This window comes from Bradyrhizobium sp. Unk1 (assembly GCF_059512345.1).
In genome coordinates this window covers 1-19,527 of the sequence record NZ_JCAMOP010000017.1, presented here as the reverse complement: position 1 = coordinate 19,527, position 19,527 = coordinate 1, and the positions used below count along the sequence as shown (strand labels likewise).

Sequence of the window (19,527 nt, the reverse complement as noted above, 5' to 3'; positions counted from 1 at the left end):
CCGCGAAAGCGTGATATCCAAGCCGAATGAAACGTCTCAAGATCCTGCGGCGGTGGTTTGCGCGGAAGCTCGGCTTCGCGCGGCTGATGTGCCTTGCGCTGCTGGTCTTGTTTGCCGGCGCGCGGGTCTGGGACCCGCCGCCGATCCAGGAATTGCGGCTGCGCACCTTCGACATGTTTCAGTTGATCGATCCGCGCCACAAGGCGGCGCGGCCGGTCACCATCGTCGACATCGACGACAAGAGCCTCGCCAAGCTCGGCCAGTGGCCGTGGCCGCGCACGCGGATCGCGGACCTGATCCAGAACCTCACCAATAACGGCGCGGTGACGATCGGCTTCGACATGGTGTTCTCCGAAGCCGACCGGCTCAACCCCGATCTGGTCGCGAGCCAGATGCGCGATCTGGACGATGCCACCCGCGCCAGGTTGCGCGAGTTGCCGACCAACGACCAGATCCTCGCCGAGGCGATCAAGCGCTCGCGCGTGGTGCTGGGCGAGACCGGACAGCAGCCGATCTCGTCCGAGATCGACAAGTCGCTGCCCTTCACCGGCATCGCGACGGTCGGCGAAGAGGGCGCCGAACGCTTCCTGTTTGAATTTCCGGGCCTGCTGCGCAACGTGCCCGTCATCGAGAAGGTCGCGGCCGGCCGGGGCCTGTTCTCGATCAAGACCGAGCGCGACGGCCTGATCCGCCGCGTGCCGCTGATCATGCGCGCCCAGGGCAACATCATGCCCTCGCTCAGCCTCGAGATTTTGCGCGTCGTCACGGGAACGCCGACGCTGCTGGTCCGGACCGACAAGACCGGCATCAGGGCCGTGCGCCTCAAGGGCGTCGAGATCCCGACCGACAGAAATGGCCAGCTCTGGGTGCACTATGCCCGCCAGGATCCCTCGATCTACATCTCGGCGGCCGACGTGCTCGACAACACCGTGCCGCCGAACAAGATCGCCGGCAAGCTGGTGCTGGTCGGCACTTCCGCGGTCGGGTTGAACGATATCAAGACCACGCCGGTGTCATCGACCATGCCGGGTGTCGAGATCCATGCCCAGGTGCTGGAGAGCGTGCTCAGTGGCGCGGTGATCTCGCAGCCGAACTATGCGCTCGGCGTCGAGCTGATCGCCGCACTCGTGATCGGCCTGCTCGTCATCATCTTCACGCCGAATCTCGGCCCTGTCCGCCTGGTGCTCGCGGGCGCCCTGTTCGCCGCCATCCTGGTCGGTGTGTCCTGGTTCTACTACGCGCAGTCCCGCTACCTCATCGACTTCACCTATCCCTTGCTCTCGACCACCGCGATCTATCTGACACTGATCTTCGCCAGCTTCGTGCGCGAGCAGCGTCAGCGCGTGCAGATCCGCGGCATGTTCGCGCAATACATGTCGCCCGTCCTGGTCGAGCAGCTCGCGCAGTCGCCCGAAAAGCTCGTGCTCGGCGGCGAGGAGCGCGAGATGACGATCATGTTCTCCGACGTGCGCGGCTTCACCACGATCTCGGAGAGCTACAAGCAAGATCCGCAAGGCCTGATCGCGCTGATGAACCGCTTCCTGACGCCGCTGACCGACGTCATCATCGACCAGAAGGGCTACATCGACAAGTACATGGGCGACGCCATCATGGCGTTCTGGAACGCGCCGCTCGACGATGCCGATCACGAGGTCAACGCCTGCGAGGCCGCGATCCAGATGCTGGAGCAGATCGACGCCGTCAACAAGGAGCGCGAGCAGGAGGCCGCCGACGGCGGTCACGTCTACATCCCGCTCAATGTCGGCATCGGCCTCAACACCGGCATCGGCGTCGTCGGCAACATGGGCTCCGACCTGAAGAAGAACTATTCGGTGCTCGGCGACAGCGTGAACCTCGCCTCGCGCCTGGAGGGACAGTCGAAGGAATACGGCTTTCCCATCATCGTCGGCTCCAGGACCGCGCTCGCCGCCAAGGACAAGTTCGCGATCCTCGAGCTCGACTTCATCATGGTCAAGGGCAAGACCGAGCCCGAGGTGATCTACGCCATCGCCGGCCGCGAGGATGTGCTGCATTCGGGCGCCTTCCAGCGCCTGCGCAACGTCACCATCGAGATGCTCGGCTGCTACCGCGGCCGCGACTGGCAGGGCGCGCTGGATGCGATCGAGCGCGGCCGCCACAGCGAGGATGCCGACACGCTGGAAAAGCTGTTCAAGCTCTACGAGGCGCGGATCAAGGAATTCCAGATCAATCCGCCGGCGGAGGGATGGACCGGGGCGTATGCGCTGCTGACGAAGTAGGGCTGGGAGTGAGTGGGATCCCGCCGTCGCCCGCACTCCGTCATTGCGAGCGGAGCGAAGCAATCCAGACTGCCGCTGCGGAAAGATTCTGGATTGCTTCGCTCCGCTCGCAATGACGAGTTTGTTGAGGCGATTGCGCGCAATAACTCGGGGCGGTCGTCCCGGCGATGGCCGTGACGACCGCGTTCATTGAGGCGGGTGCTTAGGCGCCGCGCCTTACTCCGTCCCGATCGTCGTCAGATCCTGGAACCAGTGCTGCGCCTGCACGAACTGCTTGATCTTCGGCGACAGCGCGTGCGGGTTGGTGTCGTGGACGACCCAGACCAGCACGGCATCGTCGACGATCAGCGCGTGCGCCTGCGCGATCAGATCGTCCTGCTTGGCGGTGTCGAACGTCTGCTTGGCCTCGTTGATCAGCGCGTCCACCTTCGGGTTCTTGTAGCCGCCCCAGTTCACGCCGACCGGCGCGATCTGGTCGGAGGCGAAGAAGCGGACGATGGCGTAGAGCGGGTCCGAGGTGACATAGGCGATGTTGTTGGCGGTGATGCCGGCGTTCATCTCGTCGGCCGCGCCCTTGCGCCAATGCGTATATAATGTCTCGAGCTCGACCACCTTGAAGTCGATGTCGATGCCGATCTCCTTGAAACTCTGCTGCAGGAATTCGTTCATCGGCAGCGACAGCATCTGGCCGGTGCCGCCCTGGGCGATGATGAAGGTGGCCTTGAGCGGCTTTGCCTTGGAGTAGCCGGCCTCTTCGACCAGTTTCCTGGCCGCAGCCAGATCGTATTTCAGCTCGAAGCTCGGTTTGCCGAACCACGGGCTCGACGGGTCGACCTGGCCCTTGGCGGGCTTTGCCAGACCGTTCATCAGGCCGACGACTTCGTCACGATTGATCGCGAGGTTCAGCGCCTTGCGCAGGCGGATGTCGGTCCAGGGCGAGCCCGGCAGCACGCTGAGATGATAATTCCAGACATGCGGCGTGACGTTGTCGACGATCTTCATGCCGGCCGCCTTCAGCTGCGGCACGGCATCCGGCGCCGGCGTCTCGATCAGGTCTACTTGGCCTGCGAGCAGTGCATTGGTGCGCGTCAGCGCTTCCGGCATCGGCACCAGCACGATCTTGTCGGCCTTCGGAATGCGCTTCTTGTTCCAGTAGTCCGGATTTTTCGTGAGCTCGGCGAGCTCGCGCGGCACGAGCTTGGTCAATTTGAACGGACCGGTGCCGGAGGGCTGGCTCGCGAACTTGTCCCAATCCTTGCCGAGCTTCTCGTATTGCGCCGGGCTCGAGACCAGGAACCACAGCATCTGATAGGGAAAGAAGGAATCGACCGTCTTGGTCGTGATCTCCACCGTGAAATCGTCGATCTTGGCGTAGCTCGCGACCGAAGGCAGGCGGGTCTTCACCTGCGCGCTCTGCCGCTTGTCGAATTGCGGCGCCTTGTCGTTGAGCACCTTGTCCAGATTCCAGATCACCGCGTCGGCATTGAACTCGCTGCCGTCGTGAAACGTCACGCCTTTGCGCAAAGCAAACCGCCATTTGGTCTTGTCGGCATCGTCGACCTTCCACTCGGTGGCGAGGCCCGGCACCAGCTTGCCGGGGCGGTCGGCGACGTCCATCTCCCAGGCGACCAGCGGATCGTAGATCGTGTACGCCGTGAACTGATAGGCGCCGGCGCCGCGATCGGGCTGGCCCGTCGTCAGCGGGATGTCCGCCATCGAGATGCCGTAGCGCACCACCGTTTCGGCGCGCGCCGGGATCGCGGATAACGCCAGCGCAAGCACGGCGAGACAGGTCGATAGTCGGATACGCATGGCCCAAGGCTCCCAGGAGATTTCAGGGCCAAACCTGCAATCTTGATGCCAGAATAGGCAGAACGGTGCCTTTGCCGACACGTGATCACACAGACTTGTCGTCGCAGGGGCAATTTGCAGAAAAAGTTTCCCCATTGGCATAGCCATTGCATACGTTTGCATCAAAATTAGTCATTGAAAGCCGGAAGAGGACTGAGACGATGCTTATGAAGACAACCACCCGCGCGGCGCTGATTGCTGCGCTGGCTCTGACGAGTGCGGCCGTGTGGCCGCACGTGGCCAGTGCCGACACCGTGCTGCGCATCGGCATGACCGCTGCCGATATTCCGCGCACATTGGGCCAGCCCGATCAGGGTTTTGAAGGCAACCGCTTCACCGGCCTCACCATGTACGACGCGCTCACGGGCTGGGACCTGTCCTCGGCCGACAAGGCGAGCGTGGTGATTCCGGGCCTTGCGACCGAGTGGAAGGTCGACGATGCCGACAAGACCAAGTGGGTCTTCAAGCTGCGCCCCGGCGTCACCTTCCATGACGGCTCGCCGTTCAATGCCGATGCCGTGGTGTGGAACGTCGAGAAGGTGCTGAAGCAGGACGCGCCGCAGTTCGACGCCAGCCAGGTCGGCGTCACCGCGTCGCGCATGCCGACGCTGGCCTCCGCCAAGAAGATCGACGACATGACGGTCGAGCTCACCACCAAGGAGCCCGACAGCTTCCTGCCGATCAACCTCACCAATTTGTTCATGGCGAGCCCGGCGAAGTGGCAGCATTTCTACGACAAGGCGGAAGGCGCCGACGCCAAGGCGAAGTCGCAGGCTGCATGGACCGCGTTCGCCAAGGACGCCGCGGGCACCGGCCCGTGGAAGATGGCGAGCTTCACCCCGCGCGAGCGGCTCGAGCTGGTGAAGAACGCAAGCTACTGGAACAAGGATCGCGTGCCCAAGGTCGACAAGATGGTGCTGTTGCCGATGCCGGAGGCGAACGCGCGCACCGCGGCGCTGCTCTCGGGGCAGGTCGATTGGGTCGAGGCGCCGGCGCCGGACGCGCTGCCCGAGCTCAAGCAGCGCGGCTTCAAGCTCTATGCCAATGAGCAGCCGCATGTCTGGCCGTGGCAGTTCTCGCGCGTCGAGGGCTCGCCCTGGAACGACATTCGCGTCCGCAAGGCCGCTAACCTCTGCGTCGATCGCGAAGGTCTCAAGGACGGCCTGCTCGCGGGCCTGATGGTGCCGGCGACCGGCACATTCGAGCCCGGCCATCCCTGGCGGGGCAAGCCGACCTTCGAGATCAAGTACGACAAGGCGGCTGCGCAAAAGCTGATGCAGGAGGCCGGCTTCGGTCCGTCAAAGAAGCTGACGGTGAAGATCCAGACGTCTGCGTCGGGCTCGGGCCAGATGCAGCCGCTGCCGATGAACGAATATCTCCAGCAGGCGCTCGCCGAGTGCTACTTTGATGTGAAGCTCGACGTCATCGAGTGGAACACGCTGTTCACCAACTGGCGCCGCGGCGCCAAGGATCCCAGCGCCAACGGCTCGAACGCGACCAACGTCACCTATGCGGCGATGGACCCGTTCTTCGCGCTGGTGCGCTTCCTGCAGTCGGGCATGGCGCCGCCGGTCTCGAACAATTGGGGCTTCATCAACGAGCCCAAGTTCGACGATCTCGTGAAGAAGGCACGCCAGACCTTCGACCCCGCCGCGCGTGACGCAGCCCTCGCCGAACTGCACGCGGCCTCCGTCGACGATGCAGCCTTCCTCTACGTCGCCCACGACGTCGGCCCCCGCGCCATCAGCCCGAAGGTAACGGGCGTCGTGCAGCCGAAGAGCTGGTTCATCGACTTCTCGCTGGTGTCGATGCAGTAGTGAGCTGCTAGCAGCGTACTCGCTGCACCCTCTCCCCTTGTGGGAGAGGGTGGCTTCGCTTTAGCGAAGCCGGGTGAGGGGTCTCTCTCCGCGAGTGACCCTCTCTCTTATTCGATAATGCTTTATCCGCGGATAGATACCCCTCATCCGGCGCCGTAGCCGAAGCTTCGCTTCGGCGTCGTACTTAGAAACGGCCGCCGAAGGCGGCCTATGCCACCTTCTCCCACAAGGGGAGAAGGAAGAAAGAAGACCAGTGCTCGCCTATATCGCTCGCCGCATCGTCTATGTCATCCCGATCGTCATCAGCGTGGCGCTGGTGTGCTTTCTGCTCGTGCACATCACGCCGGGCGATCCGCTGGTTGCCGTGCTGCCGGCCGACGCCTCGCAGGAACTCGCGGCGCAGCTCCGCGCTGCCTACGGCTTCGACCGCCCGCTGCCGGTGCAGTTCGGCCTGTGGCTGCTTCGCGCCCTTCACGGCGATCTCGGCAATTCCATTGCCACGGGGCGCCCGGTGCTCGCCGAGGTCATGCGCGCGGTCAGCAACACCGTCACGCTCGCGATCGCGGCCGCCATCATCGGCTTCACGATGGGCATCCTGCTCGGCCTGATCGCCGGCTATTTCCGCGAGACCTGGATCGACAAGGTCGCGACCTCCTTCGCCATCGCCGGCGTCTCCGTGCCGCATTACTGGCTCGGCATGGTGCTCGTCATCATCTTCTCGGTGCAGCTGAACTGGCTGCCCGCGGTCGGCGCCGGGCCGAACGGCTCCAACTCCTGGGCCTGGGACTGGGCGCACCTGAAATATCTGGTGTTGCCGGCGATCACGACATCGGTGATCCCGATGGGCATCGTCACCCGCACGGTGCGTGCACTCACCGGTGACATCCTCAGCCAGGACTTTGTCGAGGCGCTGCGTGCAAAAGGCCTGCACGAAACCGGCGTGTTTCGCCACGTCATCAAGAATGCCGCGCCCACCGCGCTCGCGGTGATGGGGCTTCAGCTCGGCTACATGCTCGGCGGCTCGATCCTGATCGAGACCGTGTTCTCCTGGCCTGGTTCGGGCTTCCTGCTCAATTCGGCGATCTTCCAGCGCGACCTGCCGCTGCTGCAGGGCACGATCCTGATCCTGGCGCTGTTCTTCGTCTTCCTCAATCTGCTGGTCGACATCGCGCAAGCCGCGATCGACCCGCGCATCAAGCGGGGCTAGCCGATGAGCGAGCTTCCGTTGTCCGCGACCGCCGATGCCGCGCTGCAGGCCGCGCCCGCGACCAAGGCGCGCGGCTATTGGGCGACTGTCGGCCGCCGCATCCGGCGTGACAAGGTCAGCATGGCCTGCGCGCTGGTGCTGCTGCTGATCTTCCTGTCCGCGGTGCTCGCGCCGTGGCTCGGACTTGAAGATCCCTACAAGGGCTCGATGATCCGCCGCCTGCGCCACATCGGCACGGTCGGCTACCCGCTCGGCACCGACGAGCTCGGCCGCGACATGCTGGCGCGGCTGATCTACGGCGGGCGGCTGTCGCTGGTCATCGGCATCCTGCCCGTGATCCTCGCCTTCTGCATCGGCACCTCGCTCGGCCTCGTCGCCGGCTATGTCGGCGGCAAGCTCAACACCGCGATCATGCGCACGATCGACGTGTTCTACGCCTTTCCCTCCGTGCTGCTCGCGATCGCGATCTCCGGCGCGCTCGGTGCCGGCATCCTCAACTCCATCGTGTCGCTGACCGTCGTGTTCGTGCCGCAGATCACCCGCGTCGCCGAGAGCGTCACCACCGGCGTGCGCAACATGGATTTCGTCGAGGCCGCGCGCGCCTCCGGCGCGGGGCCCTTCACCATCATGCGGGTGCACATCCTCGGCAACGTGCTGGGCGCGATCTTCGTCTATGCGACCAGTCTCATTTCGGTTTCGATGATTTTGGCCGCCGGTCTTTCCTTCCTCGGCCTCGGCACAAAACCGCCGGAGCCGGAATGGGGACTGATGCTGAACACGCTCCGCACCGCGATCTACGTCAATCCGTGGGTCGCGGCATTGCCGGGCGCGATGATCTTCGCGGTCTCGATCTGCTTCAACCTGCTCTCGGACGGCCTGCGCAGCGCCATGGACATCAGGAACTAGGCCATGAGCGAGAGCAACACATCCGTTGAAATGCTGGAGCCGGTCGAAGACCGCGGCGGCGTCGCGCAGCCGCTGCTCCAGGTCAACGGCCTGACCAAGCATTTCCCCGTTCGCGGCGGATTGTTCGCCGCGAAACGCACGGTGCGCGCGGTGGACGACGTCTCCTTCTCGGTCGCGAAGGGGGAGACGGTCGGCATCGTCGGCGAATCCGGTTGCGGCAAGTCGACCACCGCGCGGTTGCTGATGCATCTGATGCCGCGCGATACCGGCGACATCATCTATGACGGCATGACCGTCGGCCAGTCGCTGTCGTTGCGCGAGCTGCGCCGCGGCATGCAGATGGTGTTCCAGGACTCCTACGCCTCGCTCAATCCGCGCCTGACGATCGAGGAATCGATCGCGTTCGGCCCGAAAGTGCACGGCATGGCCGATGGTACGGCGCGGGCGCTGGCGCGCGAGTTGCTCGGCAAGGTCGGCCTGCGGCCGGAAAACTTCGCCAACCGCTATCCGCACGAGATTTCCGGTGGCCAGCGCCAGCGCGTCAACATCGCGCGTGCGCTGGCGCTGTCGCCGCGGCTCGTAATTCTCGATGAAGCCGTCTCTGCGCTCGACAAATCCGTCGAGGCGCAGGTGCTGAATCTACTCGCCGATCTCAAGCGCGAGTTTGGTCTGACCTATCTCTTCATCAGCCATGATCTCAACGTCGTGCGCTATATCAGCGACCGCGTGCTGGTGATGTATCTCGGCGAGGTCGTCGAGCTCGGACCGGTGGATCAGGTCTGGGACAATCCTGCGCATCCTTATACGCGTGCGCTCCTTGCTGCGATGCCGTCCTCGGATCCCGATCGTCGCACCGAGAAGCCGCCGATCACCGGCGACCCGCCCAATCCGATCGACCCGCCGCCGGGCTGCCGCTTCCACACCCGTTGCCCGTTCGCGGAGCCGCTCTGCGCAAATGCAGCACCAAAGCTCACCGCGCTCGATAGAATGGGCCACGAGGCCGCGTGCTACATGGCGATACCGGGATCAGGCCATAGCCGCGCGCCCAGGGAGGAAACCGCATGACGAGACCGACACCGAAAGAGATCAAGCCGATCGCGCAAGTCGCCGGCGTCCCGGTCGACGATGAAATCGCGACGCGTATCTCCAATTCCATCGGACCGGCCTTCGAAGGCTTTGCGGCCATCGCCGGCACGCTGCCGTTCGACCTCGAGCCCGCGCTCTATCCGATCGCGCAGACGCAGAAGGTGTCGAAATGAGCCGTGAGCCTGCATTGATGACGCTCACCGAGGTCGCGCGCGCGATCGCGATGAAGCAGGTGTCCTCGCATGAGGTAACGCGCGCGCTGTTGCACCGCATCGCACAGTGGCAGCCGCATCTGAACGCTTTCATGTCGGTTGAAGCCGAGTCCGCGTTGAAGGCTGCCGAGGCAGCCGATGCCGAGCTTGCCAAGGGCAATGTCCGCGGTCCGCTGCACGGCGTGCCGCTCGCGCACAAGGACATGTATTACGACGCAGGCCACGTCTCGACTTGCGGCTCGCTGATCCGCCGCGATTTCGTGCCGACCGTCACGTCCACGGCCTTGCAGCGGCTGAAGGACGCCGGGCAGGTCCGCCTCGGCACGCTGCATCTGGCCGAATTCGCCTATGGCCCGACCGGCCACAACGCCCATTACGGTCCGGTGCGCAATCCCTGGAACGTCGCGCATATCACCGGCGGCTCCTCGTCGGGCTCCGGCTCGTCGGTCGCGGCGCGCCTGACTTTCGCGGCGCTCGGCTCCGACACCGGCGGTTCGATCCGCATGCCCGCGCATTTCTGCGGCGTCACCGGATTGAAAACCACCGTCGGCCGCGTCAGCCGCGCCGGCGCGATGCCGCTGTCGCAATCGCTCGACACGGTCGGTCCGCTCGCCCGCACCGCCGAGGATTGTGCACTGCTGCTGGCGCTGATGGCCGGTCCCGATCCCGCGGATTCGACCTGCAGCCACGAGCCGCTGTCCGACTATGTCGGCGCCACCAAGGGTTCGCTCAAGGGCCTGAAAATCGGCGTGCCCGCCTCCTTCTATGTCGACGATCTCGACGGCGAGGTCGCGCGCGTGCTGGACGAGACCATCGCGGTGCTCAAGCGCGAGGGCGCCGACATCGTCACGGTCGAGCTGCCGGACCAGCGGCAATTGTCTGTGGCAAGCCAGCTCGTGCTCGCGGCCGAAGCGGCCGCCTTCCACAAGCGCTGGATGATCGAGCGTCCGCAGGACTACGGCCCGCAGGTCCTGATGCGGCTTCAGAACGGTCTCGCCGTTCCCGCCATCACCTATCTCGAAGCCATGCGCTGGCGTGGTCCGGCACTCGCCGCCCACAATGCAGCCACGGCTGGTGTTGACGCGATCATCGCGCCGGCATCGCCGGTGCCGGCGCCGACGATCGAGGAGAGCGACGTCGGCGGCGGCCCGAACGCGCCGGCGATGGTGCAGCGACTGACGCTGTTCACCCGCCCGGTGAATTTCCTCGGCCTGCCGTCGCTCACCATTCCCTCCGGCTTCACCAAAAGCGGCCTGCCGGTTGGCATGCAGCTGATCGGCCGCTCCTTCGATGAAGCGACCTTGCTCACCATCGGCGCCGCCTTCCAGTGCGTCACCGACTACCACGACCGGGTACCCAAACTGCCGTCATGACAAAGCTCGTCGACATCTCAGGCCTCAACATCCGCTTCACCGGGGAGCGCACGGTCTATGCCGTGAACGATCTCAGTCTCTCGCTCGGTGACGGCGAGGTGCTGGGCCTGCTCGGCGAGTCCGGTTCCGGCAAGAGCGTGACCCTGCGTGCGCTGATGCGGCTGCTGCCGAAGAAGCGCACGCAGATCACGGGCAAGGTCAACGTGATGGGCCGCGACGTGCTCGCCATGAACGACGAGGAGCTGTCGTCGTTTCGCGGCCAGACCGTGTCGATGATCTTTCAGGAGCCCGCGCTCGCGCTCGATCCGGTCTACACCATCGGCGCGCAGATCGCCGAAAGCGTCGTGCGCCACGAAGGCAAGAGCCTTGCGGAAGGGCGGGCGAGGGCGCTCGAAATGCTCGAGGTCGTGCGCATTCCCTCCGCAAAACGCAGGCTCGATGCCTATCCGCACGAGATGTCCGGCGGCATGCGCCAGCGCGCGATGATTGCCCTGGCGCTCGCCTGCCGTCCGAAGATTTTGCTGGCGGACGAGCCGACCACCGCGCTCGATGCCACCGTGCAGATCCAGATCCTGCTGCTGCTGCGCGAGCTTCAGCGCGAGTTCGGCATGTCCGTCATCTTCGTCACCCACGACATCGGCGTTGCGATCGAGATCTGCGACCGTGTCGCGGTGATGTATGCCGGCCAGATCGTCGAGCAGGGGACGCTCCGCGACATCGTCCGCACGCCGGTGCACCCCTACGCCAAGGGCCTGCTCGCCTCCACCATCCACGGCGCCAAGCGGGGCGCCCGGCTGGAGACCATCCCCGGCACCCCGCCCCCGCTGGCCGAAAAGCCGAACAACTGCTCCTTCGCCCCCCGTTGTGCGGTCGCCCAGCCGCGGTGTCTGGAGCAATTGCCCGCGAATGTGGAGGTCGGACCGGGCCGAGCGGCGAGGTGCGTGCTGGCGGAGCCGGTGACGGCGTCATAGCACCAACGGTTCTCTTCGAAGCGAGCGTGGCGTCGATTTAACCCTGCCGGTGCGAGCTGAGGTGCAGCCCCGCGCACAACTGCGCTCCCTCCCCCCTTGCGGGGGAGGGCGGGGGAGAGGGGTGGCCACGAACTCAGACCTCGCCCGTGGCTGCCCCTCCCCCGCAAGGGGGGAGGGAATGAGAGAGCGGTGCGTCCCTCACTTCAAATCGCGCGCGACTTCAGAATCCCTCTACGACAACACCGACTTGTCACAGTTCACCTCGCACCACCCGCCAACTGCACCCCTACTGTGCATGGGGTTGTTTTCGACATTTTTGTTTCCATAGCCGCAACCGGATCTTGGGGAACAGCATTCAGACCCCATTCATCCCGGTTCCGGTTCCATGCCCCCGTTCATGGAGAGGGACTTCGACTTATGTACATTTCTGGCCAAGGCCTCATCGTCATCCTGTTCGTCGGCCTCGTCGCCGGCTGGCTCGCCGGCAAGGTGGTGCGCGGCAGCGGGTTCGGCATCATTGGCGACATCGTGATCGGCATCGCCGGCGCGTTTGTCGCAAGCTTCCTGTTCCCGAAGCTCGGCATCCATCTCGGCACCGGGCTCGTGTCCGAGATCATCTATTCCGCCATCGGCGCCATCATCCTGCTCCTGGTGGTGCGGCTGGTGCGTGGCGGCGGCCGGTTCTAGCGTCACATTGGCTCAGCGAGCCGGCACTTTTCGCCTCTCCCCCGCTGGGGAGAGGCCGCGATGTCTGCTATAAAAAGCCGCAAAGACTGTGAAATACCGGACTTGCGTGCGAGGTCGTCAGGGGTAGAGGTGGCCTATCAGGGACCTGGATTAATTCGACCGCGTTCGTCGCGGAGGAATACGATGTTAATCCGGGTCGCGTACCCCAGAACGACCTAGGAAATCAGGGGCGTTGCCCCTTACCCGAAAGAGATCAGACTGATGGCAGCCGTACCTGGCGTCCGCCGTTCAGAGCTCGGTGACGCCCTGCGTGCTTGTCGCACGGCGTTCGTCGGCGTGGGCTTGATGAGCTGCATGATCAACCTGCTCTATCTGACCGGGTCGATCTTCATGCTGGAGGTCTACGACCGGGTTCTGCCGAGCCGCAGCGTTCCGACTCTCGTCGGCCTGATCATCATCGCCAGCTTCCTCTATATGGCGCAGGGCGTGCTCGACATGATCCGAAACCGGATCCTGGGGCGGATCGGCACGGCGCTCGATGAAGCCCTCAACAAGCGCGTGTTCGACACGGTCGTGCGCCTGCCGCTCCTGGTCGGCAGTCGCAACGAGGGCCTGCAGCCGCTGCGCGACCTCGACAATGTCCGCTCCTTCCTCGGCGGCATGGGCCCGAGCGCGTTCTTCGACCTGCCCTGGCTGCCGCTCTATCTCGCCATCTGCTTCGCCTTCCACGTCATGATCGGCCTCACCGCTCTGGTCGGCGCCATCATCCTGGTCGGGCTGACGCTGGTCACCGAATTCATGTCCCGCCAGCCGGCGAAGGAGGCGATGGGCCTTGCCGCTCAGCGCAACGATCTCGCCGCCTCCAGCCGGCGCAACGCCGAAGTCATGGTGTCGATGGGCATGACCGGCCGGATGAACCAGCGCTGGAGCGAGGCCAACGAAAAATACCTCGACGGCAATCAGCGTGCGAGCGACGTCGCCGGCGGTCTCGGCGCGGTCGCAAAAGTGCTGCGCATGATGCTGCAATCGGCAGTGCTCGCGGTCGGCGCCTATCTCGTCATCCACCAGGAGGCGACCGCCGGCATCATCATCGCCGGCTCGATCCTCTCCGCCCGCGCGCTCGCGCCGGTCGATCTCGCCATCGCGCATTGGAAATCCTTTGTCGCGGCACGTCAGAGCTGGCAGCGCCTCACGCGTCTGCTGGAGCAGATGCCGGCGCAGGCGATGCCGACCCAGTTGCAGGCGCCCACCAGCCGGCTCTCGGTCGAGGGCATCGCCATGGTGCCGCCGGGCGATCAGCGCCTCATCGTGCAGGACGTCACCTTCGCGCTTGCCGCCGGCAATGGCCTCGGCGTGATCGGACCGAGCGGCTCCGGCAAATCGTCGCTGATCCGCGCGCTGGTCGGCGTCTGGCACCCGGTCCGTGGCAAGGTGCGGCTCGACGGCGCGGCGCTCGACCAGTGGGCCTCCGACATGCTCGGCCGCCACATCGGCTATCTGCCGCAGGACGTCGAATTGTTCGGCGGCACCATCGCGCAGAACATCGGCCGTTTCGATCCCGAGGCCACCTCTGACAGCATCATTTCCGCGGCGAAGGAAGCCGGCGTGCACGAGATGATCATCAAGATGCGCGAGGGCTACAACACGCAGGTCGGCGAACAGGGCACCGCGCTCTCCGCGGGCCAGGCGCAGCGCGTGGCGCTGGCGCGCGCGCTCTACGGCAACCCGTTCCTGATCGTGCTCGACGAGCCCAATTCCAATCTCGACACCGAGGGCGACGAGGCGCTGACCCGCGCCATCCGCGCGGCGCGCGAGCGCGGCGCCATCGTCATCGTGGTGGCGCACCGCCCGATCGGCGTCGAAGCGGTCGACCAGATCCTGGTGCTGCGCGACGGCCGCATGCAGGCCTTTGGGCCGAAGGAGCAGGTGCTTGCGCAGGTGCTTCAGCCGCGCGTGACGCCGCCGGCACCGATCAAGATCGTCAGCGAAGGCGGAGTGCCCAAATCATGAGCACGATGGCTATCGGCGGCGGAAAGCCCGCCGCGAAGAGGACCGTGCGGGATTCCATCAGGTTTCACCTGATGCTCGGACTGGCCATCGTGGCGGCCCTCGTCGTCGGCCTCGGTGGCTGGGCCTCGACGGTGCAGATCTCGGGGGCCCTGATCGCGCCGGGCCAGGTCGTGGTCGAATCCAACGTCAAGAAGGTGCAGCATCCGACCGGTGGCGTGGTCGGCGAGCTGCGCGCCCGCGACGGCGACGTGGTCAAGTCCGGCGACATCGTGGTACGGCTCGACGACACCGTCACCAAGGCGAACCTCGCCATCGTCACCAAGAATCTCGACGCCGCGCAGGCGCGCACGGCGCGGCTGCAGGCCGAGCAGCGCGGTGTCGACAAGATCGAGTTTCCGCAATCGCTGCTCGATCGCGGCAGCGATCCCGACGTCAAGAACCTGCTCTCCGCCGAAACCAAGCTGTTCGACGTCCGCGTCAACGGCCGCGCCGGGCAGAAGGCGCAGCTCCGCGAGCGTGTCCAACAGCTCAACGAGGAGATCGAAGGACTGTCCGCTCAGGAAAAGGCCAAGGACAGGGAGATCGTCCTGGTGCAGCAGGAGCTGGTCGGTGTCCGCGATCTCTATGAGAAGCACCTGGTGCAAATCTCGCGCCTGACCACGCTGGAGCGCGACAGCGCCCGCCTCAACGGCGAGCGCGCGCAATACATCGCCTCGCGCGCGCAGGCCAAGGGCAAGATCACCGAGACCGAGCTCCAGATCATCCAGGTCGACAAGGACATGGTGAGCGAGGTCTCGAAGGATCTGCGCGAGACCAACGACAAGATCGGTGAAATGATCGAGCGCAAGGTCGCCGCCGAAGACCAGCTCCGCCGCGTCGACATCCGTGCGCCGCAGGACGGCATGGTGCTGCAATCGACGGTGCATACCGTCGGCGGCGTCGTCACCGCCGGCGATGCCCTGATGCTGATCGTGCCGCAGGCGGACGACCTCCAGGTCGAGGCCAAGGTTAATCCTGTCGATATTGACAAGCTCCAGATCGGCCAGAAGACGCTGCTGCGCCTGTCCGCATTCAACCAGCGTACTACGCCAGAGCTCAACGGCGTCGTCAGCCGGGTTTCGCCCGACGTCACCACCGACCAGCGCACCGGCCAGAGCTACTATACCATCCGCGTGTCGATGTCCCCGGAAGAGGTCGCCAAGCTCGGCGACTCCAAGCTGATCCCCGGTATGCCGGCGGAAGCCTTCGTCCAGACCGGCGACCGCACCATGCTGTCCTATCTGATGAAGCCGCTGCACGACCAGCTGATGCGGGCCTTCCGCGAGAAGTGACGCGCGAAAGCGCGTCATCCCGGAGCGCGCTTAGCGCGCATCCGGGAACTCGGGCGACATACGCGATCTCGTAGGGTGGGCAAAGGCGCAACGCGCCGTGCCCACCGCTCTTCGTGTGATGGTCACGATGGTGGGCACGCTTCGCTTTGCCCACCCTACGGCTCATCGTTCTTTGCTATAGTTCGACTCAAGCCCAGCAACCCGGCGGTCGAACAATGCAATCCCCACCCTCCATCGCCACCGAAGCCTTTTCCGACGCGGCCGCGGCTGTCGCCCGCCTCGAGGAGATCTACGAGCGCAACACGAAATTCTTGCGTGACCGGTTCGAGGCCTATGTCAACGGCGAGGCGATCACCACGCGCGTGCGGGCCTTCTATCCCTTCGTCCGCGTCACCACTGCGACGTATGCGCGGCTGGATTCGCGTCTCTCCTACGGCTTTGTCGCAAGGCCCGGCGTGCATGAGACCAGCGTGACCAGGCCGGATCTGTTCCGGACTTATCTCACCGAGCAGATCGGATTGTTGATCCAGAACCACGGTGTGCCCGTCGAGGTCGGCGAGTCCAGCGAGCCGATCCCCGTCCACTTCGCCTACCGGCGGGACATCAACATCGAGGCAGCCATCACCACCAGCGAGAACTCGCCGGTGACGCGATCACTGCGCGATGCGTTCGACGTGCCTGATCTCGCCACCATGGATGATGCGATCGCCGACGGCACTTTCGAGCTCCAAGCGGGCGCGCCCGAGCCGCTGTCCCTGTTCCGGGCTGCTCGTGTCGATTATTCGCTGCGGCGGCTCTATCACTACACCGGCACCGACCCCGAGCATTTCCAGAACTTTGTCATTTTCACCAACTACCAGTTCTATGTCGATGCCTTCGCACAGCTCTGCCAGCAGCGGCTGCAATCCGGCGAAGCCGGCCTCGAAGCCTTCGTCGCGCCCGGCAATGTGATCACGCGCAGCGGCGGCGCAACCAGCGGGGTGGCACCTGCCCGCGCGCCGCAGATGCCGGCTTTCCATCTGGTCGCGCCTGGCTATCGCGGCATCACCCTGATCAACATCGGCACCGGCCCGTCGAACGCGCGCAACGTCACCGACCACGTCGCGGTGCTGCGCCCGCATGCCTGGCTGATGCTCGGCCATTGCGCAGGCCTGCGCAACACGCAGCGGCTCGGCGACTACGTGCTGGCCCACGGCTATGTGCGCGAGGACCACGTGCTCGACCGCGAGCTGCCGCTCTGGGTGCCGATCCCGGCACTGGCCGAGATGCAGGTCGCGCTCGAACAGGCGGTCGAGGACGTCACCGGCCTCGAAGGTTTCGAGCTGAAGCGCCTGATGCGCACGGGCACCGTCGCGAGCGTCGACAACCGCAACTGGGAGATCTCGGGGCCCGAGGTGATCCGCCGCATGTCGCAGTCGCGCGCGGTCGCGCTCGACATGGAATCGGCCGCGATCGCCGCCAACGGCTACCGCTTCCGCGTTCCCTACGGCACTCTGCTGTGCGTCTCCGACAAGCCGCTGCATGGCGAGATCAAGCTCGCGGGCATGGCCAGCGAATTCTACCGCCGCCGCGTCGGCCAGCATCTCGAGATCGGCCTGAAGGCGCTGGAGCGGCTCAAGCAGCAGGAATCGGAACGGCTGCATTCGCGAAAGCTGCGAAGCTTCGCCGAGGTCGCGTTCCAGTAAAGGACAACGGGACTGTCGTACGAACGCTGACGTCTCTGTGAGCGCAGCGTCCCGGAATATCGCTGCCGAGGCAGGGTTATCAATTCGTCCGGGGCCGCTTGAACAGGACAGGAGGCAGACATGATCACAGCGATGATCAGGCTCGTCACGCTCGGTACATTTGCGGCAGTGCTGTTGAGTTCGCCGGCCTTTGCCGCCGGCGGGGGCGGCGGGGGCGGTGGAGGCGGCATCAGCTCCACTGATCCCTATGCCGGAGCCTACGCGGATCAGAGGCTGCAGCCGCAGCCAGTCTACCCGAAGCGCTGGGGCACCAAGGCAACACACAAGGGCAGGAAGCCGAATAACCAGTCCAGTATCGGCGATCCCGCTTTCGCGGCCGGCTACCGCGTGGCTTATGACACCATCTACGAGCGCAACGACTATGCGACCGCGATCGCGCAATTAAAATCGCTCGGCCATGACGACCATCCGAACGTCGCCAACCTGATCGGCTATTCCTACCGCAAGCTCGGCGACTACGAGCAGTCGCAGGTCTGGTACGAGCGCGCGTTGAAGGTAGATCCGAACCACGTATTGACGTGGCAGTACTATGGACTGTGGCAGCTCGAGCGGGGTAACCGTGAGCAGGCGCTCTATCATCTCAGCCGGATTGCCGCCATCTGCGGGACGGATTGTGAGGAGTATCGATCGCTGGCCGCGGCACTCGACAAGCCGACCGGCACGGCGCTCGCCTACTGACGTTGGCGCCGGGCCGACCGATGGAAGCGCGCTGTTGATGAACATCGCATGACAGCGATGCCTCCTGGCGCGGATGGTGACAAAGCGTCAGATTTTCAGCATTGTCCCGTTCGGGGGCGCGAACGGGACAATTGGATGCCGCTGTCGCGCGACAGGATCATCGGCCACGACCTCGAACGGTTGGCCTTCCGCTTCACGATGATGCGTGAGGATGAGGTCGTGCATTGCCAGATCAGCGATGCCGCGATGGACGAGCTCGCGGGCATGCAGGGCACCGAGAGCAGCGCGCGCCAGGCGCAGTTCCTGTCCCTGCGTGAGACCATCGAGCGGCTCGCGTCGGATATCTATGACGAGGCACCGCGGGTCCAGGGATATGTGGTGCGGATCTTCATGCGGCATCTGGGGAGGTAGTGTCGACAAGCCTCCCGCTGTCATGCCCCGCGAAGTGTTTAGCCCGGACAGATCACTGACGGGTGTTCGGAGACATAGCTGACACATCAACATTGGCTGGATTGGTCCGATTCGGGAGGCCGTCCATGCCTTGGAGTGAGGTGTCAGTGATGGATCAGCGCCACGAGTTTGTGCGGCTGGCTTTGCAAGAGGGCGCCAACCGGCGCGAACTGTGCCGTCGGTTCAACATCAGTCCTGACGTCGGCTACAAGTGGATGGCGCGCTGGCAGGCCGGCGATCGGGAGCTGACCGACCGCTCCCGGCGCCCGCATGCGATGCCCAAGCGGAGTGAGGCTGCGGTCGAGGCAGAAGTCCTGGCTGTACGCGACAAGCATCCGGCTTGGGGAGCGCGGAAGATTGCCCATTGCCTGAAGCGGGGCGGGCAGACGGTGCCTGTGCCATCAACGGTGCACCAGATCCTGTGTCGGAACGGCCGGGTCAAACCGAGCGAGAATGCACCGCCCAATCCGGGCCACCGGTTCGAGAAGGAAGCTCCCAACCTGCTGTGGCAGATGGACTTCAAGGGTCACCTGCCGCTCGCCAATGGGACGCGGTGCCATCCGCTAACGATCGTCGACGATCACTCGCGCTACGTGCTGTGCCTGAAGGCCTGTGCCGACGAGCAGCGTCTCACCGTGCAGGATCATCTGACGGCGACGTTCCGCTGCTATGGCCTGCCGGAGGCCTTCTACACCGACAATGGCTCGCCCTGGGGCGATACGTCCGGCGTTCGTTGGACCGGACTGAAGGTGTGGCTGCTCAAGCTTGGCGTCAGGGTGGTGCACGCCAGGCCGTGCCACCCGCAGGCCCGCGGCAAGAACGAACGCTTCCATCGCACCCTGAAGGCCGAGGTGTTTGCAATGCGCCGCTTCCGAACTCTCCCGGAAGTCCAGCGCGCCTTCGACGCCTGGCGGCCGGTCTACAATCTGGAGCGGCCTCACCAAG

General features: G+C 64.9%; 16 protein-coding genes. 15 read left to right on the top strand and 1 reads right to left on the bottom strand.

Annotated elements, in window-relative coordinates; all coding sequences use genetic code 11:
• The first annotated feature begins 26 nt into the window (after positions 1-26).
• Complete coding sequence (locus AC5ZFO_RS22395; RefSeq protein WP_282520476.1) at positions 27-2,258, top strand: CHASE2 domain-containing protein; 2,232 nt, start codon at positions 27-29, stop codon at positions 2,256-2,258.
• A gap of 216 nt (positions 2,259-2,474) precedes the next feature.
• Here AC5ZFO_RS22395 and AC5ZFO_RS22390 read toward each other — a convergent pair whose 3' ends face one another.
• The gene (locus AC5ZFO_RS22390) at positions 2,475-4,070 is read right to left on the bottom strand and encodes an ABC transporter substrate-binding protein (protein ID WP_496122553.1); all 1,596 of its coding nucleotides are present in this window, start codon (positions 4,068-4,070) and stop codon (positions 2,475-2,477) included.
• A 200-nt stretch (positions 4,071-4,270) separates the two neighbouring features.
• Here AC5ZFO_RS22390 and AC5ZFO_RS22385 point away from each other — a divergent pair, with 200 nt between their 5' ends.
• From AC5ZFO_RS22385 to AC5ZFO_RS22320, 14 genes are all read left to right on the top strand, one after another.
• A complete protein-coding gene (locus tag AC5ZFO_RS22385) occupies positions 4,271-5,926 on the top strand; it encodes an ABC transporter substrate-binding protein (protein WP_282520478.1) in 1,656 nt (551 codons plus the stop codon).
• A gap of 253 nt (positions 5,927-6,179) precedes the next feature.
• The gene (locus AC5ZFO_RS22380; RefSeq protein WP_014498430.1) at positions 6,180-7,133 is read left to right on the top strand and encodes an ABC transporter permease; all 954 of its coding nucleotides are present in this window, start codon (positions 6,180-6,182) and stop codon (positions 7,131-7,133) included.
• Between the two features lie 3 nt (positions 7,134-7,136).
• Positions 7,137-8,039, top strand: a complete 903-nt coding sequence (locus AC5ZFO_RS22375; protein WP_282520479.1) for an ABC transporter permease — start codon at positions 7,137-7,139, stop codon at positions 8,037-8,039.
• Between the two features lie 3 nt (positions 8,040-8,042).
• Positions 8,043-9,104, top strand: a complete 1,062-nt coding sequence (locus AC5ZFO_RS22370) for an ABC transporter ATP-binding protein (RefSeq protein ID WP_282520480.1) — start codon at positions 8,043-8,045, stop codon at positions 9,102-9,104.
• The gene (locus tag AC5ZFO_RS22365) at positions 9,101-9,298 is read left to right on the top strand and encodes a hypothetical protein (protein ID WP_071916846.1); all 198 of its coding nucleotides are present in this window, start codon (positions 9,101-9,103) and stop codon (positions 9,296-9,298) included. Before AC5ZFO_RS22370 ends, AC5ZFO_RS22365 begins: the two co-directional genes overlap by 4 nt.
• Complete coding sequence (locus AC5ZFO_RS22360) at positions 9,295-10,710, top strand: amidase (protein ID WP_496122552.1); 1,416 nt, start codon at positions 9,295-9,297, stop codon at positions 10,708-10,710. The genes AC5ZFO_RS22365 and AC5ZFO_RS22360 overlap by 4 nt, the downstream gene beginning before the upstream one ends.
• Positions 10,707-11,681, top strand: coding sequence for an ABC transporter ATP-binding protein (locus AC5ZFO_RS22355; RefSeq protein ID WP_282520482.1), 975 nt, complete (start codon positions 10,707-10,709; stop codon positions 11,679-11,681). The genes AC5ZFO_RS22360 and AC5ZFO_RS22355 overlap by 4 nt, the downstream gene beginning before the upstream one ends.
• A gap of 417 nt (positions 11,682-12,098) precedes the next feature.
• The gene (locus AC5ZFO_RS22350) at positions 12,099-12,368 is read left to right on the top strand and encodes a GlsB/YeaQ/YmgE family stress response membrane protein (RefSeq protein ID WP_282520483.1); all 270 of its coding nucleotides are present in this window, start codon (positions 12,099-12,101) and stop codon (positions 12,366-12,368) included.
• Positions 12,369-12,629: 261 nt separating this feature from the next.
• Positions 12,630-14,378 carry a type I secretion system permease/ATPase gene (locus AC5ZFO_RS22345; RefSeq protein WP_282520484.1) on the top strand — a complete coding sequence of 583 codons (1,749 nt, stop codon included), beginning with the start codon at positions 12,630-12,632 and terminating at the stop codon, positions 14,376-14,378.
• The gene (locus AC5ZFO_RS22340) at positions 14,375-15,709 is read left to right on the top strand and encodes an HlyD family type I secretion periplasmic adaptor subunit (protein ID WP_282520485.1); all 1,335 of its coding nucleotides are present in this window, start codon (positions 14,375-14,377) and stop codon (positions 15,707-15,709) included. The genes AC5ZFO_RS22345 and AC5ZFO_RS22340 overlap by 4 nt, the downstream gene beginning before the upstream one ends.
• Before the next feature lie 215 nt (positions 15,710-15,924).
• Entirely contained in the window at positions 15,925-17,394 is a 1,470-nt protein-coding gene (locus tag AC5ZFO_RS22335) for an AMP nucleosidase (RefSeq protein WP_282520486.1), read from the top strand.
• A 120-nt stretch (positions 17,395-17,514) separates the two neighbouring features.
• The gene (locus AC5ZFO_RS22330) at positions 17,515-18,132 is read left to right on the top strand and encodes a tetratricopeptide repeat protein (RefSeq protein ID WP_282520487.1); all 618 of its coding nucleotides are present in this window, start codon (positions 17,515-17,517) and stop codon (positions 18,130-18,132) included.
• A gap of 135 nt (positions 18,133-18,267) precedes the next feature.
• Positions 18,268-18,543, top strand: coding sequence for a DUF1488 family protein (locus AC5ZFO_RS22325; RefSeq protein WP_496122551.1), 276 nt, complete (start codon positions 18,268-18,270; stop codon positions 18,541-18,543).
• A 125-nt stretch (positions 18,544-18,668) separates the two neighbouring features.
• A partial coding sequence (locus tag AC5ZFO_RS22320) for an IS481 family transposase (protein ID WP_496122550.1) occupies positions 18,669-19,527 on the top strand: 859 nt, incomplete at its 3' end.